Annotated in this window: 13 protein-coding genes; 7 read left to right on the top strand and 6 right to left on the bottom strand. The window is 70.6% G+C overall.

Annotated features, from left to right (window positions below; all coding sequences use genetic code 11):
• Positions 1-9: 9 nt before the first annotated feature.
• Positions 10-780, top strand: a complete 771-nt coding sequence (locus tag J8I82_RS07355) for a class I SAM-dependent methyltransferase (RefSeq protein ID WP_209755843.1) — start codon at positions 10-12, stop codon at positions 778-780.
• An 11-nt stretch (positions 781-791) separates the two neighbouring features.
• On the opposite strand, the gene J8I82_RS07350 is transcribed toward J8I82_RS07355, so the two are convergent.
• Both J8I82_RS07350 and J8I82_RS07345 read right to left on the bottom strand, forming a co-directional pair.
• Entirely contained in the window at positions 792-1,154 is a 363-nt protein-coding gene (locus J8I82_RS07350) for a helix-turn-helix domain-containing protein (RefSeq protein WP_209755841.1), read from the bottom strand.
• A gap of 201 nt (positions 1,155-1,355) precedes the next feature.
• Complete coding sequence (locus J8I82_RS07345) at positions 1,356-1,589, bottom strand: IclR family transcriptional regulator (RefSeq protein ID WP_195430021.1); 234 nt, start codon at positions 1,587-1,589, stop codon at positions 1,356-1,358.
• Positions 1,590-2,098: 509 nt separating this feature from the next.
• Between J8I82_RS07345 and J8I82_RS07340 the strand changes: the two genes are divergently transcribed.
• Both J8I82_RS07340 and J8I82_RS07335 read left to right on the top strand, forming a co-directional pair.
• Positions 2,099-3,337, top strand: a complete 1,239-nt coding sequence (locus J8I82_RS07340; protein WP_209755839.1) for a GGDEF domain-containing protein — start codon at positions 2,099-2,101, stop codon at positions 3,335-3,337.
• A 121-nt stretch (positions 3,338-3,458) separates the two neighbouring features.
• Positions 3,459-4,715 carry an Hsp70 family protein gene (locus tag J8I82_RS07335; protein WP_209755838.1) on the top strand — a complete coding sequence of 419 codons (1,257 nt, stop codon included), beginning with the start codon at positions 3,459-3,461 and terminating at the stop codon, positions 4,713-4,715.
• A 34-nt stretch (positions 4,716-4,749) separates the two neighbouring features.
• Here the strand turns inward: J8I82_RS07335 and J8I82_RS07330 are convergent, their stop codons facing one another.
• The 4 genes from J8I82_RS07330 to J8I82_RS07315 form a co-directional block, all read right to left on the bottom strand.
• Positions 4,750-5,439, bottom strand: a complete 690-nt coding sequence (locus J8I82_RS07330) for a phosphorylase (protein WP_209755836.1) — start codon at positions 5,437-5,439, stop codon at positions 4,750-4,752.
• Complete coding sequence (gene shc / locus J8I82_RS07325) at positions 5,436-7,472, bottom strand: squalene--hopene cyclase (RefSeq protein WP_209755834.1); 2,037 nt, start codon at positions 7,470-7,472, stop codon at positions 5,436-5,438. The genes J8I82_RS07330 and shc overlap by 4 nt, the downstream gene beginning before the upstream one ends.
• 88 nt (positions 7,473-7,560) lie before the next feature.
• On the bottom strand, positions 7,561-8,433 hold the full coding sequence (gene hpnD, locus J8I82_RS07320) for a presqualene diphosphate synthase HpnD (RefSeq protein WP_209755832.1): 873 nt from the start codon (positions 8,431-8,433) through the stop codon (positions 7,561-7,563).
• A gap of 248 nt (positions 8,434-8,681) precedes the next feature.
• Complete coding sequence (locus tag J8I82_RS07315) at positions 8,682-8,885, bottom strand: cold-shock protein (RefSeq protein WP_029045406.1); 204 nt, start codon at positions 8,883-8,885, stop codon at positions 8,682-8,684.
• 354 nt (positions 8,886-9,239) lie between these two features.
• Here J8I82_RS07315 and J8I82_RS07310 point away from each other — a divergent pair, with 354 nt between their 5' ends.
• From J8I82_RS07310 to J8I82_RS07295, 4 genes are all read left to right on the top strand, one after another.
• Positions 9,240-9,446, top strand: a complete 207-nt coding sequence (locus J8I82_RS07310; RefSeq protein ID WP_209755831.1) for a hypothetical protein — start codon at positions 9,240-9,242, stop codon at positions 9,444-9,446.
• Positions 9,447-9,993: 547 nt separating this feature from the next.
• Entirely contained in the window at positions 9,994-10,722 is a 729-nt protein-coding gene (locus J8I82_RS07305; protein WP_209755830.1) for a response regulator transcription factor, read from the top strand.
• Positions 10,715-12,424 carry a FecR domain-containing protein gene (locus J8I82_RS07300; RefSeq protein ID WP_209755829.1) on the top strand — a complete coding sequence of 570 codons (1,710 nt, stop codon included), beginning with the start codon at positions 10,715-10,717 and terminating at the stop codon, positions 12,422-12,424. The genes J8I82_RS07305 and J8I82_RS07300 overlap by 8 nt, the downstream gene beginning before the upstream one ends.
• Positions 12,402-14,873, top strand: a complete 2,472-nt coding sequence (locus tag J8I82_RS07295) for a CHASE2 domain-containing protein (protein WP_209755828.1) — start codon at positions 12,402-12,404, stop codon at positions 14,871-14,873. The genes J8I82_RS07300 and J8I82_RS07295 overlap by 23 nt, the downstream gene beginning before the upstream one ends.
• Positions 14,874-14,891 lie beyond the last annotated feature (18 nt).

Genomic DNA, 14,891 nt, shown 5'->3' with positions numbered 1-14,891 from the left:
GGAGCCGCCATGACCGCCATCCACCAGGCCGCCGCGCAGGGATTCGCCAGCCAGGCCGATGCCTACGCGCGCGGACGCCCCGAATATCCCGAAGCTATCGATGGCTGGCTGCGCGCGACGCTCGGTTTGGGCCCGCACCGCACCGTGCTGGACCTGGGCGCAGGTACCGGCAAATTTACGCGCCGGCTGGCCGAAACCGGCGCGGCCGTGATCGCGGTTGAGCCGGTGGCGCAGATGCGCGCGCAGCTGGCCAATGCGCTGCCGGCCGTGCAGGCGCTCGCGGGTAGCGCCGAAGCGATACCCTTGTCCGATGCCAGCACGGACGCCGTGGTCTGCGCGCAGGCGTTCCACTGGTTCGCCAACGACCGCGCCATCGCCGAGATCCGCCGCGTGCTGCGGCCAGGCGGCCGGCTAGGGCTGGTCTGGAACGTTCGCGATGAAAGCGTGGACTGGGTCGCGCAGCTGACCGCCATCATGACGCCCTACGAGGGCGACGCGCCGCGCTTCTACAAGGGCGACTGGAAGCGGGTCTTTCCCGCGGAGGGCTTCGGCCCCATGGCGCTGCACAGCCTGCCGTACACGCACGTGGGCCCGCCGCGGCAGGTGATCGTCGACCGGGTGATGTCGGTGAGCTTCATTGCCTCGCTGCCCGGCGCGGAGCAGGAGCGCGTGCGCGCCGCGCTGCAGGCTGTCATCGACGGCCATCCGGCGCTCGCCGGACGTCAGGAAGTCGCCTTTCCCTATCGCACCGAAGCCTACAGTTGCGCACGCCTGGCCTGAGTCGCGCCGCGCTACATCGTCGCGTGCCGGATCCAGAACGGCGGGCCGCGGCGCGCGGCGTCGCTGAACTCCGGCGGCGCCAGGCCGTTGCGGCCGGCGCATGGGCGCGGCGCAATCTGTTCCCAGATGCGCAGCATCGCCATGACCTTGGGCAAGGCCTTGACGCCGGCGGGCGTGGGCAGCCAGCTGGGGCCGCCTACGCTGAACAGCGGCGTGCCGAGCACGGCCTCGAGGCCGCGGATCTGGTAATGGAGTCGCTGGCGCTGGATGCCCAGCGCTTGCGCGGCGCGGGCGGTGTCGCGGTGCTGCGTCAGTGCGACGAAGGCGCGCAACGACAGGAAGCTGACGCGCCTGTTGTTGACAACGTATGCCATGAGTGTGCCCTTGCCGGGACGGACACTGGCGGCGCGCTGGGCACCGTTGCGCGGCAGGGAGGCGATGCATCCCGGGGTGCGCGGCCTGTTGCCGGCGGATCGAAGTGGATCGATCGTAGCGGCGCGCGCACGGGGGTAGGGCGGTGAAGCTTCCGAGTTAAGGTAGGAATGGTCTCGGTCAGATGGCGATGCCGGTGCGCTTCAGTGCATCGGCAAATGGCCGATTGCCGTCAGCGCCTGCATTACCTCGGGCGACAGGCGGCGTTCGCGGCACGGCACGCCGGCGGTCTCCAGCGTGGTCCACAAGTCGGCATCGCCGGTGACGATGCGTTGCCGCAGGTGCGCCAGATATGCGTACTCCGCGGATGTCAGCGGGCGCGGTGCGCTGCGCAGGTCATCCAGGATGGCGCCAAGCGAGAGGGCGGGAACGGTCATACCAGGGTCGGGGATAGCAGGGCGGGTCATTGATGCAGTATTGACGCGAGATTCTTGCGCGGTCGGCGCGGTAGGCAACGCATGATTTTATCCAGCCGGTGCAGTGCCTGCTTAACCAAATGCGGCCGACTTTTGCTGCAATTCCGCTTGCATGCCGGCGAGTGGCGATTGCGAGGTGGCAATGTGGCGCATGCTGAGGCTGGTGGGGCGCGCAAGCCGCTTGCGGGCCGCAGCCAGCCGTTAGAGGCATCCTTCGGCGCGCCCGTGGGTGTTGCATAAAAACGCCAGTGCGACAGAGCCGGGCAGCGGCGTCGGGTCCACAACAGGCCCGTCATGCACGCCCCCGGCTAGACGGGGGTGCCATCTGCCACCGTGCGCGGGCTATCATGCGCGTTTGCCGAGCGCCGGCGGCCTGCCCCGGCGTGTCGTGACCGTCGCCTGGCCGCAGTCCCGCCCAACGGATTGACGGCAAGGCGGACCGCCTCCTTGAGGCCTCCTTGAGGATTCCCGTGCACCTGGACCAGCAGACCATTGCGGTCGTGATGATGGTGTTTTCCTGCAGCACGCTGGTGATCGCGGCGGGGCTGGTGTTCGCGCTGCGCGCGAGCGAGGCGGGGCGCCTGTGGGCATCGGGGCATGTGCTGGCATCGGGCGCGGGCCTGGCGCTGGCGTTGAGCGCGGCCACCGGAACCCTTCACCTTGGCACGCCAGGGGCGGGTGCCTTCGTCATTGGCTGGCTGATGATCTACCGTGGCGTGCGTGTCTACTATGGTGTGCCGGCGCACCACGGCGCGCTGGCCGCCGCGGCCGCCATCGTGCTGGGCGTCATGGTGACCGCCGGCGGACTGCCCGAGGGGCCGCACCTGGTGCTGCGCGTGGTTTACGGCGTGCTGGCGCTGTTGTCGCTGGCCACCTTTGCCACGCTGGCGCGCGCCGGGCGTGGGCGGCGCAGCATCGGTGCCCCGCTGGTGCTGGTCGCGAGCCTGGTGCAGCTGGCCACGCAGCTGGCCGGCTTCAGCCATGCCATGCAGCCTGCCGGTGCCGGTGCCCCGCCGATGATCCTGTTCTTCGCCGGCCCTGCCGGCTCGGCCTGGATGCTGGCGCCGTTGATCGCGACGCTGCTGGGCCTGTTCGGCTTCACCGTGATGGCGATGGAGCAGATCGTCGCGCACAACGAGAGCGGCGCGCGCGTCGATGCGCTGACCGGCCTGCTCAACCGCGGCGCGCTGGAGATGTCGGCGCTGCAATTGGTGGCGCGCTGGCAGCGCGACGGGCTGCCGCTGTCCTGTCTGGTGATCGACATCGACTACTTCAAGCAGGTCAACGATACCTTCGGCCACCATGCCGGCGATGCGGTGCTGCGCGAAGTGGCGCACGCGCTGGACAACTCGCGCCGCGCCTCGGATGTGGCCGGGCGCTATGGCGGGGAGGAGTTCTGCATCCTGTGCCCGCACACCGATGAGCAGCAGGCGTCCGCGCTGGCCAACCGCATCCTGCGCAAGGTGCGCGGGATCGCGCTGCCCGGCGCGCAGGGCTTTGCCGGCGTCAGCATCGGCGTGGCGCAGCTGCGCGGCGGCCCGGGCAGCAAGGAGGGCCTGTGGCGCGCGCTGTTCGCCGATGCCGACCGCGCGCTGTACTGCGCCAAGGAACACGGGCGCGACCGCTATGTGCTGGCGTCGTCGATGGCCGCCCCGGTGCCGGGCCACGCCACGCCGATGCTGGAACCCGCCGCCGACCCCGTCGCCTGAAATCGGGGGGCTGCCGCGCGCCTGCCCTACAATGGCGCCCCCGCCCGGAACTCGCGTCCCAGCGGCGCTGCCCGCGGCCAGCGGCAACTGATGTGGTGTCTTGCAGGAAAACTTGGAATCAATGATGTCAAACGCATGCGGCCTGGACTTCGGCACGTCCAACTCAACTGTAGGCTGGAGCCGCCCGGACCGCCCCGCGGCACTGCTGCCGCTGGAAGACGGCAAGGCGACGCTGCCGTCGGTGATCTTCTTCCACGCCGAGGATCCACTGGTCAGCTATGGCCGCGCCGCGCTCGGCGACTACCTGGCCGGCTATGAAGGGCGGCTGATGCGCTCGCTCAAGAGCCTGCTCGGCACTTCGATGATGGACGACAGCACCGAGGTGATGGGACAGGCCATGCCGTTCCGCAAGCTGCTGGCGCATTTCATCCGCGAACTGAAGTCCCGCGCCGAGCAGGCCGGTGGCACTACCTTTTCGCACGCGGTGCTGGGCCGCCCGGTGTTCTTCATTGACGAAGATCCGGCCGCCGACCGGCTCGCCGAAGAAACGCTGGCCGAGATCGCGCGCGACGCGGGTTTTGCCGAGATTGCGTTCCAGTACGAACCGATTGCCGCGGCGTTCGACTACGAAGCCGGCATCTCGCGCGAGGAGCTGGTGCTGGTGGCCGATATCGGCGGCGGCACCTCGGACTTCTCGCTGGTGCGCCTGTCGCCCGAACGCGCCCGCAAGACCGACCGCAGGGAGGATATCCTCGCCAATGGTGGTGTGCATATCGGTGGTACCGACTTCGACCGCGCTCTCAGCCTGGCGCGCGCCATGCCGCTGCTCGGGCTGGGCAGCCAGCTGCGCAACGGCAAGGCGATGCCGTCGAGCCAGTATTTCGACCTGGCCAGCTGGCACACCATCAACTATGTCTACACGCGCAAGGCCTGGTCGGTGGTGATGGACAACTACCGCGATGCCGCCGACACCGTCAGCCTCGACCGCCTGGTGCGGCTGATCCGCGAGCGTGCCGGCCACTGGCTGGCGATCCAGGTGGAAGGCGCCAAGATCGCGCTGTCGGATGCGGCCAGCACCGAGGTCGACCTGCACCGGCTGGAGCAGGGGCTGATGCTGACGATCACACGCGACGAGTTCGATGCGTCGATCGAGAAGCTGGTCGCCAGGACCGAGAAGACCGTCCAGCAACTGCTGGTTGATGCCGGCGTGGCCGGCAACGGCGTCGATACCATCTTCTTCACCGGCGGTTCCAGCAGCGTGCCGTTGCTGCGCCAGCGTCTGGCGGCGCTGCTGCCGCAGGCGCGCTGCGTCGAAGGCGACCGGTTCGGCAGCATCGGCAGCGGGCTGGCGCTGGATGCGGTGAGGAAGTTCGGCTAAGGCAGTCTGGAGGAAGCGCGGCTGAACCGGCGCGCTACTGCTGCAGCACGTCGCGCAGCGCAAAGCCGTCGCCCACCGCCAGCCTGGCCGCCCGCAGCGCGCCCCGCGCCGCGGCGGCATCGCCCGCCAGCCGCAGCAGCGCCGGCAATTGCCACGGCGCGCGCAGCAGCCCGCCCACCACCGCCGCCACATCGGTCCTGCCGCCTTCCCCCATCCCCGCCGCCGCGGCGGCGGGCACGGCGCGGCTGGCCGGGTCGATGACCACGCGGCAAGCCGCGAACGGCAGCCGGCAGGCGGCGGCCATGCGCGCGGCGAGATGCGATTCCATGTCGACGCACAGCGCGCCGCTGGCCTGCCGCAGCGCCTGCTTGGCGGCGACGCCGAGCACCGGCTCGTCCGTGCCGGCGATAGGGCCGACCCGGGCATGCGGCAGCGCCGCGTGCAGCGCGTGGGTCCAGTCGGGCGCGGTGTCGTAGCGTTCGCCGGCCGCGCGGACCTCAGCGGCAATGACCAGGTCGCCCGGCGCCAGCGCCGGATCCAGCCCGCCGGCGACGCCGAAGCTGACGATGCCCCGGCACGCGCGGCTGGCCATGGCCGACACTTCCTGTTCCAGCGCGATGCCGCGCAGCCCGTGCACCACGCGGCAATGCGGGCCGGCGGCGATGCCGGCCTCGAAATCCATGCCGGTGACGACCATGACGAAGGGCGCGAAGGGTGCGTTCATAGGCCCCACGCCACGCGGCCGCCACCGCCGCGCTGCAGGTTGCGGTAGCGCGCCAGCGCCCACAGCGGGAAATAGCGTGCGTAGCCGTGATAACGCAGGTAGAACACGCGCGGGAAACCCACGGCGGTGAAGCGCGGCTCGTGCCAGAGCCCGCCTTCCCGCGCCGGGCGCTGCGTGCGCAGCAGGTAGCCGATGCCGCGCGCGACCGCCGGGTGCTGCACGGCGCCGGCTGCCATCAGCGCCAGCAAAGCCCACGCAGTCTGCGATGCGACGCTGGGCGCGGCCTCATAGCCGCGGTAGTCGAGCCGGTAGCTGGCGCCGTCTTCGCCCCAGCCGCCATCGTCGTTCTGGATGCCGGCCAGCCAGTCGGCGGCGCGCCGCACCGCGGGCGCGTCGGGCCCAAGGCCGGCCGCGTTCAGCGCGCACAGCGCGCTCCAGGTACCGTAGATGTAGTTGGTGCCCCAGCGGCCGAACCAGCTGCCATCCGGCATCTGCTCGGCCAGCAAATAGCGCAGCGCGCGCGCGGCGGGCTCGCTGCAGGCGGGCGTGGCGCCGGTCTGGCACAGCATCGACAGGCAGCGCGCCGAGACGTCCGCGGTGGGCGGGTCGAGCAGCGCGCCGTGGTCGGCGAACGGGATGTTGTTCAGGTACAGGTGCGTGTTCTCGGGTTCGAACGCCCCCCAGCCGCCGTTGCCGCTCTGCATGCCGACGATCCATTCGGCGGCGCGCGCCACCGCTTCGCCGTAGCGGCCCGGCGCGGCGTGCTCGCGCATGTAGCGGTCCATCGCCGCCGCCACCACGGCGGTGTCGTCGACATCCGGGTAATGCGCGTTGGCGTACTGGAAGGCCCATCCACCCGGACGCACGCGCGGTCGGCGCACGCTCCAGTCGCCGCGCAGGTCCAGCACCTGCAGCGGCTTGAGCCAGTCGAGCGCGTGGCCCACGGCCGCGGCCGCGCGCGCCTCGCCGGTCTCGAGCAGCGCTTGCGCGGCCAGCGCGGTGTCCCACACCGGCGACAGGCAGGGCTGGCAGTAGGCCTCGTCGCCATGCTCGGCCAGCAGCCGCTCGACCGAGCGCCGCGCCACCGCGCGCGCGGGATCGTCGGCCGGCACGCCCAGCACGTCGAACATCATCACGCTGTTGGCCATCGCCGGAAAGATCGCGCCGAGCCCGTCGTCGCCATTCAGCCGCTCGCGCACGAACCGTTGCGCCGCGGCGATGGCGCGCCGGCGCAGCATGCGCGGGAACGCCGGCTCGGCCACGCGCAGCAGCGCGTCGAGCCCCCGGAACAGGTTGTACCAGCCGGCATGCTGGTGCGGCGCGCGCGGCGCCAGGCCGACGCTGCGGCGCGGGTTGGAAAAGAGTTCGTCGATGCCGACACCGCGCGGGTTGCGCGCGCGCGGGCGCAGGCTGTTCAGTACCAGCAGCGGCACGATCACCGTGCGCGCCCAGTAAGAGACCTTGGACAGGTGGAATGGGAACCAGCGCGGCAGCAGCATGATTTCCACCGGCATCATCGGCACCGCCGACCACGGCATCACGCCGTACAGCGCCAGCAGCGTGCGCGTGAACACATTGCTGGCCGCGGCGCCGCCCATGGCCTGGATGGCCTGGCGCGCGCGCGCCATGTGCGGCGCCTGCGGATCGTCGCCCGCCATCTTCAGCGCGAAGTACGCCTTGACGCTGGCGCTGATGTCCGCCTTGCCGTCCTGGAACAGCGGCCAGCCGCCATCGGCGTTCTGGATGCGGCGCAGGTAGCGCGCGATGCGGGCTTCGAGCGCCAGGTCGGGCGCCTCGCCCAGGTAGTGCACCAGCAGCACATATTCGGCCGGGATGGTGGCGTCGGCTTCCAGTTCGTAGACCCAGTGGCCATCGGGGCGCTGCTGGTGCAGCAGCGTATCGACCGCGAGGCCGATGCCGTGGTCGAGTTCCTGTGCGGCAGATCGCTGGGCCGGCGCAGAGGCGAAAGCGGGATCGGCGGCGATCCGGACGGGCGGGGCTGTCGTGCCGAAGGCGGTCTCGTTGATCGACATGCGGACTCCTTGTGCCGGCGCGGGCGGGACGATCCGCGCCCGGCCTCGGCTTGCATCGGCTTACATCGCCGGCAACGGCATGCCGCGCTCAGCCAATGGCGTGGCGCAGCATGATCCAGAGCAACTGCGCGCGCGGCAGGCGCACGCGCTGGCGCGGCGCCCGCCAGCCCTGCATGCGCAGGCGGGCGAGGATGCGGTGGTAGACGTCGGACATGATGCGCGGCGAGCGCACCAGCCGTGCCGGGCAGCGCGCCATGATGGCATCGGCCTGGTCGTAGTGCGCCTGCGCTTCCTGGGCCAGTGCCGCGCAGGCCTGGCCGATTGCCGCGTGCGCGACCACCGCCTGCGGCGTGGCGCCCGCGGCATCGATGCCGGCGGCGGCCAGCGCCTCGGCCGGCAGGTAAAGGCGGCCGATGGCGGCATCCTCGTCGATGTCGCGCAGGATGTTGGTCAGCTGCAGCGCGCGCCCCAGGTGGTGCGCCAACGCAATGCCGCACGAGGTTTCCAGGCCGAACACGCGCACCGCCAGCCGCCCAACGGCGCTCGCCACGCGGTCGCAATACAAATCGAGGGTGGCGGCGTCGGGGGCGCGGATGTCCTGCACCACGTCCATGGTCATGCCGTCGATGACGGCGAGGAAATCCTGCTGCTGCAGGTCAAAGGCGCGGATCTGCGCGGCCAGCGCCTGCAGCGCCGCGGGCGGACTGCCGGCGTAGCAGGCGGCGATGTCGCAGCGCCACGCATCGAGACCGGCCAGGCGCTCGGCATGCGGGGCGCTGCCGTCGGCAATGTCGTCGACCGCGCGGCAGAACGCGTAGATCTCGAACATGGCCTGGCGCTGGTGCGCCGGCAGGATGCGCAGCGCGGCATGGAAGGAACTGCCGGCAGACGCGGCAGCTCCTGCGCTGGAGCCGGCCACGGCTGCGGGGGTGTCTTGCGTTGCGATCTGAGTACCGGCCACGTAACTCCTCGACACGCTGCACCCGCGCAGCGCACGCAACGGTGTGCGCGCCCACGCGCGGGCGGTGATTGTGGGTCGGGCGATTATAGCAACATCAACCCGCGCACCGCGGCGCCCTGGCAGGCGGCAGGCAGGCAGCGGCACAATGCCGGCGCGCAAAAGAAAAGCCCCGCGCCGGAGCTGCGGGGCTTGCTGGGCGGCGCAGCGTCGCGAGACGCCGCGGGACCGGCCCGGTCTTCAAACCGGTATCAGACGGCCTGAATCTTGGTGGCTTGCTCGCCCTTCTGGCCCATGGCCTTGACGTAGCGCACCTTCTGGCCTTCCTTCAACGACTTGAAGCCCGAGCCTTCGATTGCGGAGAAGTGCGCGAACAGATCGTTGCCGCCTGCATCCGGCGTGATGAAGCCGAAGCCCTTGGCGTCGTTGAACCACTTAACGGTACCGGTTTCCATATCTATCTCAACCTTGGATTTCAAAATGAGCGAAAAACGCTCGTTATACACCGTGTGCAACGCAGGCAACGGTTTCTTGAGTTCCGCTGCTGCATCCGTATCACCTCGATATGTCGCTGTCGTGACAACCGAAAACATCACGGAACAACACACCAAATGACACACCCCAAAGGGCGCTGCACAAGTGGGAATCATTCTGCCGAATTTTCCCGATGTGTCAATCAGGCGAAGCGCCTAATCATGATGAGAGGTTCCGATAGGAGATATTAACGTCTTCTACTTCGCATTCGATTCAGTGAATTCCCTGAGTGCGGCTGCCCTCGCGGTTTCGACTGAATTTCAGAGGAATGCACCTTGATTGCTGGCGGAATGGCGGTTCCTGGTGCGGAACGCTTGCATTTCGGTGCATTGTTTCGCTTTGTTTCAAATGGCATTACCACATTCGGGGGATGTTTTTATCCTTCGAGTGCGGCGGGCATCGATCCGGTGCAAATCCGGCGGGTAGAAACGCCGCATCGCCCCATTTCGAAGAACGATTCTCGCGCGACGTATATAGGGTGAACCCCTGTAAAAATGCTTCGACGTGGCGCTGTTGTCTCCGGCAGGGTAAGTCCCGATTGCCGGTCGGTGTTGTCTGCCGTCCGGATGCGGCGCCGAGGTCGATGCCCGCAGTTGCGATTGCCCGGCATGCCAAAGAATGGCTGCAAAGGAAAGACGCTGACCGCCTGCCGAAAGCTGAACGACCTGGTGACCACTGCCGACGTCGACTTATCCGCTTCCCAGCCGCGCGCCTGCGCGACTCCCCGGCTCCCTCTCTCCTGGTCGTCAGCTATCAGGCGCACCGATCTCCCCGCCTCCGCGCGATCATTGCCATTGGCCGGTTTTTCGCCACGGATCGATGGCCGATCCCGGCATGTTGCACCATGCCCCTCGTCGGGAGCCTCGACGGCGGGTGTCGCTGTTAGGTAACATTGCAGCTTCCGGCTTGCTTCGGCCACGCTTGCCGCGCGATTGACCATGGGCCGCGCCCGCCAGGGTGGATATCAGAGCCGTCAGTATTGCCCGGCGCGCAGTCGCAGTGGCAGTCGCAGTAGGCAGGGGGGAGTGGATGAGAATTGCCTCGGTGGAGGACGATCCGGATCAGGCCGAGCTGATCCGGCAGATTTTGAGCGAGGCCGGTTTCGAGTGCGAATCGTTCGCCAATGGCGCCGATTTCCTGCGCGCGCTGCGCGAACGGGCGTTTGACCTGCTGATGGTCGACTGGCAGCTGCCCGGCACCAGCGGCTATGAACTGGTCAGCTGGGTGCGCCAGAAATCCGGCAACATGCCGCCGATCCTGTTTGTCACCAGCCGTACCGGCGAGGCCGACATCGTCGCCGGCCTGAGTGTCGGCGCCGATGACTACATGCTCAAGCCCATCCGTGCCGGCGAGCTGGTCGCGCGCGCGCGCTCGCTGCTGCGCCGCGCCTATCCCGAGGCCGCGCAGGAAGTCGAGCTGATCCGGCGCGGCAACTACACCGTCGATCCCCATACCCGCGCCATCACCATCGGCGGCCAGCCAGCGCAGCTGTCGCCGCGCGAGTATGAGCTGGCACTGTTCCTGTTCCGCAATACCGGGCGCCTGCTGGCGCGCGAGGTGGTGGAGCAGGCGGTCTGGGGCCGTGCCATGGGCGCCGGCTCGCGCACGCTCGATACCCATATCTCGCGGCTGCGGCTGAAGCTGGCGTTGCGCCCCGAAAACGGCGTGCGGCTGACGTCGGTGTATTCGCATGGCTATCGCTTTGAGGAAATTTCCGCGGCCGAAGCGGAAGCTGACGAGGCCGGGGCGGATGCGTAAGTGGATCGGCACGGCTGCGCTGGCCTGGATGGCCGGCGTGGCAAGTCCGGCCCAGGCCGGGCCGGCGGGCGCGGAGGGCGCCGATTTCCTGTACGTGGTTGAGCCGGGCGATACCCTGATCGGCCTGGCCGAGCGCTACATGGCGGCGCCCGACGGCTGGCGCACGCTGCAGCGGCTCAACGGCGTGGCGGACCCCTACCGGCTGGTGCCCGGCTCGCGGCTGCGCATCCCGCTGAGCCAGATCCCCGAGCAGGCCGCGTCGGCGCGCGTAGTCTATGTCAACGGCGCAGTGCGCGCTAACGGCCGTCCGGTGCAGGTGGGCATGTCGCTGGACGAATCGGCACGGATCGAGACTCCGGCGGTCGGCTCGGTCACGCTGGAACTGCCCGATCGCAGCCGCATCACATTGCCGCCAAATACCGCGGTGGCCGTGCACCGGCTGCGTACGTTCACGCGCAGCGGCCTGACCGATACCGTGATCCGCATCGACCAGGGCGGCACCGATACCCGCGTGGCGCCCGAGGGCAGCGGGGTGGGCCGCTTCGAGTTGCACACGCCGATGATGGTCACGGGCGTGCGCGGCACCAGCTACCGGGTCGCGGCCGATGCCGCCGGCAGCCGCAGCGAGGTGCTGGAAGGCCGCGTCGGCGTCAGCGCGGCGCGCCAGGCCAGGCCTGTACCCGCCCCCGCCGGTCGCGCCATGACGGCGTCGGCGCAAGTGAGCGCCGGCTACGGCGTCGGTGTGTCGGACCGTGGCCGGCTGTCGCAGCCGGTGGCGCTGCTGCGGGCGCCGGTGCTGCTGCCTCCGGCCGATACCGTGCTGGGCCCGGCCTTCGACGCGGCCTGGCAGCCGGTGCCCGGCGCCAGCGCATACCGCGTCACGGTGGCGCGCGACGCGGCGCTGACAGAGCTGGCCTGGAGCGGCACCACCACCGACACCCGCGCGCGTCCGGAGGGCCTGCCGGAAGGCACGCTCTATCTTGCTGTCAGCGCCATCGATGCCAACCGGCTGACCGGGCTTGCCGCGCAGGCGCCGGTGGCCGTGCGGCTGAATCCGCCGGCGCCGTTTACGCTGCAGCCCGCCGCCGATGCGGTGCGCTACGGCGAGACAGTGGCGTTCGCGTGGGCGACGGTGCCCAGCGCCGGCAGCTACGAACTGGCCGTGGCCACAGATGCCGGCTTCGCCGGCGAGGTGGCACTGCACCCCGCCGACGGCCCCGCCAGCGCGCAGCCGCAGGCGCCTGGCCAGTACTGGTGGCGCGTGCGCAGCGTCGACGCCGCGGGCCGGCCGGGCCCCTGGTCGGCGCCGGTCGCCTATCGCGTCGAGCCACCGGGTCCGGTGCCGTCGATGCAGGACGACGGCAAGACGCTGCAGATCGGCTGGCCAGCGGACCGTGGCGCGGGCACCGGCTACCGGGTCCAATTGTCCGCCGATGCCGGCTTTGCCACGCTGCTGGCGGACCAGCACAGCGAAACCAACGCCATCGAGCTGCCGCGCCCGGCGCCCGGTATCTACTACGTGCGGGTTGCCCGCGCGGCGCCGGGCACGGTGCCTGACCCGGCGGCATTCTCCGCGCCGCAGCGCATCGAGATCGTCCCCTACCTGATGGACGGCACTGGCGGTGCCATCGGCGCTGGCGGCGGGACGGGCGGCGGGACGGGCGGCGGGACGGGTGGCGGTGGCCGCATCCGCCTCCACTGAACCGGCCGAGGCGCCTGAACCAGGCGCGCCGGTTGCGCCGGGGCGCGCCTTCGGCCGCCGCACGCTGGCCGAATGGTGCGTGCTGGTCGCGGCGGTGCTGGCGCTGGTGCTGCTGGCCGCGCGGCAGGGCTGGACCGAGCGCGCCGACCTGGCCGCCTACGACACCGCCATCGCCGCCCAGCACCATCCCGCCCGCGACGACATCGTCATCGTCGCCATCGACGACGCCAGCATCACCGCCATCGGCCGCTGGCCCTGGCGCCGCGCGGTGCTGGGGCAGCTGGTCGAGCGCATCGCCGCCGGCGGCCCGCGCGCGGTCGGCGTCGACGTGATCCTGTCCGAGCGCGATACCCGCTATCCGCAGGACGACGCGCTGCTGGCGCGCAGCCTGGCGCTGGCGGGCAACGTGGTGCTGCCGGTGGTGGCCGAGCCCGGCATCGGCGGCATGCTGGTGCGCTATCCGCTGGCCGGGCTGGGCGCCGCGGTCGGCCATATCAACATGGTGGTCGATACCGACGGCGTGGCGCGCCAGGTCTGGCTGCGCGAAGGGCCGCAGCCGGTCGAGGCCGCCGGCGTGCCGCACCTTGCGGCGGTGATGGCCGACATGCTCGCAGGACCGGGACGCGCACCGCGGGCGCTGGACAGCTATCGCCAGGAAGCCGCACGCGTCACCGAAAGCAACGGCTGGGAGCGCAGCGGCCGCGTGCGCATCCCCTACGCCGGCCCGCCCGGGACCTTTGCGCGCGTGTCGGCGCGCGACGTGCTGGAAGGCCGCATCGATCCCGCGCGCTTTGCCGGCAAGGCGGTTCTGGTCGGCGCCATGGCCACCGGCATGGGCGACGTGCTGCCCACGCCGGTGTCGCGCGATGGCCGCGGCATGAGCGGCGTCGAGATCCTGGCCAATACGCTGCAGGCGCTGACCGACGGCGACGCCATCCTGGCGGTGCCGCGCGGCTGGCAGCTCGCGGGAACGCTGCTGGCGGTGCTGCTGGCGGCGCTGGCCGCGCTGCGGCTGCCGCCGCGCGGCGCGCTGGTCGCCACCGGGCTGCTGCTGGCGGCCCTGCTGTGCGGCTCGCTGGCGCTGCTGGCGCTGGCACGGCTCTGGTTCGCCCCGGCCGCGGCTGCGCTGGGCTGCCTGCTGTTCTACCCGTTATGGGCGTGGCGCCGGCAGGAAGCGGCGCTGCGCTTCCTGACCGACGAACTCGCGCGGCTGGAGCGCGAGCCGGGACTGATGCCGGCGCCGCACTACACCGGCGCCACGCTGGACAGCCGCATGCGCGCCGTCTATGGCATGAGCGCCAGGCTGCGCGGCATGCGCCGCTTCCTTTCCGACGGCCTGGAAAGCCTGCCCGATGCCACCGCCATCTGCGACCTGGGGGGCGGCGTGATGCTGGCCAACCGCCGCTGCGTGACGCTGGCGCCGGCGGTGCTCGCAGGCATGGCCGCGGCAGGAGATACCGGCCAGCCGCGTCCGCCGATCCGCGACGTGATCGAGGCGCTGTTCCCGGCGCCCGCGCCGGTGCTGGCGTACTGGCACGCGCTGCATGACCGCCATGCCGGGGTCCGGCCGGGCCCGGAGCCCGTGCCCGAAGGCGGCATCGAGGTGGCCGGGCGCGGCGACCGACGCTACCTGGTGCATGGCGCGCCGCTGCACGGAGAATCCGGCGCGGTGGCGGGGCTGATCGTCAGCGTCACCGACATCACGGCGATCCGCGTGGCCGAGCGCCAGCGCGAGCAGATGCTGCGCTTCCTGTCGCATGACATGCGCTCGCCGCAGGCATCGATCCTGGCGCTGATCGAGCTGCACGAGCGCCGCGCCCGCCGCAGCGCCGCCGACACTGACGACGGCCCCCATCGCCCCGCGCAGGCCGGAAGCGCCGGCGACAGCAACAGCGCCGTGCTGCACCGCATCGCCGCCCACGCGCGCCGCACCATGACGCTGGCCGACGATTTCATCAGCGTGGCGCGCGCCGAGTCGCAGTCGCTGGCCTTTACCGAGGTCGAACTTGGCGGCCTGGTGCTGGATGCCACCGACCAGTTGTGGGCGCTGGCCAACGCCCGCAGCTTGTCGCTGCAAGTCGACCTGCCCGACGAGCCCGCCGTGCTGAGTGGCGAGCCCGCGCTGCTGGTGCGGGCCATTGCCAACGTGGTCAGCAACGCCATCAAGTTCAGCCCGAACGGCGCCGAGGTGACGGTGACGCTGACGCACGCGCACGGGCATTTCGTGATCGCGGTGCAGGACCATGGCCCCGGCATCGACGCGGCCGACCAGGCGCGGCTGTTCGAGCCCTTCGTGCGCCTGCACGAGGGCCGGCAGGGCGCGCCGGACGGCACGGGGCTGGGCCTGGTGCTGGTGCGCGCGGTGGCCGAGCGGCATGGCGGCAAAGTCACGGTGCAAAGCGCGGCAGGTGCCGGCGCGACTTTCCGGATCGAATTGCCGGCGGGTTAGGAGCGGGGCCATGACAGC

This window comes from Cupriavidus consociatus (assembly GCF_017814975.1).
GTDB classification, from domain to species: Bacteria; Pseudomonadota; Gammaproteobacteria; order Burkholderiales; family Burkholderiaceae; genus Cupriavidus; species Cupriavidus consociatus.
The sequence above is the reverse complement of the archived record's forward strand: the minus strand, read 5'-3'. Positions and strand labels throughout refer to the sequence as shown.

Coding starts and splice junctions, on each gene's coding strand:
- J8I82_RS07355 (WP_209755843.1), top strand. CDS start 10: ATGACCGCCATCCACCAGGCCGCCGCGCAGGGATTCGCCAGCCAGGCC.
- J8I82_RS07350 (WP_209755841.1), bottom strand. CDS start 1,154: ATGGCATACGTTGTCAACAACAGGCGCGTCAGCTTCCTGTCGTTGCGC.
- J8I82_RS07345 (WP_195430021.1), bottom strand. CDS start 1,589: ATGACCGTTCCCGCCCTCTCGCTTGGCGCCATCCTGGATGACCTGCGC.
- J8I82_RS07335 (WP_209755838.1), top strand. CDS start 3,459: ATGATGTCAAACGCATGCGGCCTGGACTTCGGCACGTCCAACTCAACT.
- J8I82_RS07330 (WP_209755836.1), bottom strand. CDS start 5,439: ATGAACGCACCCTTCGCGCCCTTCGTCATGGTCGTCACCGGCATGGAT.
- shc (WP_209755834.1), bottom strand. CDS start 7,472: ATGTCGATCAACGAGACCGCCTTCGGCACGACAGCCCCGCCCGTCCGG.
- J8I82_RS07315 (WP_029045406.1), bottom strand. CDS start 8,885: ATGGAAACCGGTACCGTTAAGTGGTTCAACGACGCCAAGGGCTTCGGC.
- J8I82_RS07305 (WP_209755830.1), top strand. CDS start 9,994: ATGAGAATTGCCTCGGTGGAGGACGATCCGGATCAGGCCGAGCTGATC.
- J8I82_RS07300 (WP_209755829.1), top strand. CDS start 10,715: ATGCGTAAGTGGATCGGCACGGCTGCGCTGGCCTGGATGGCCGGCGTG.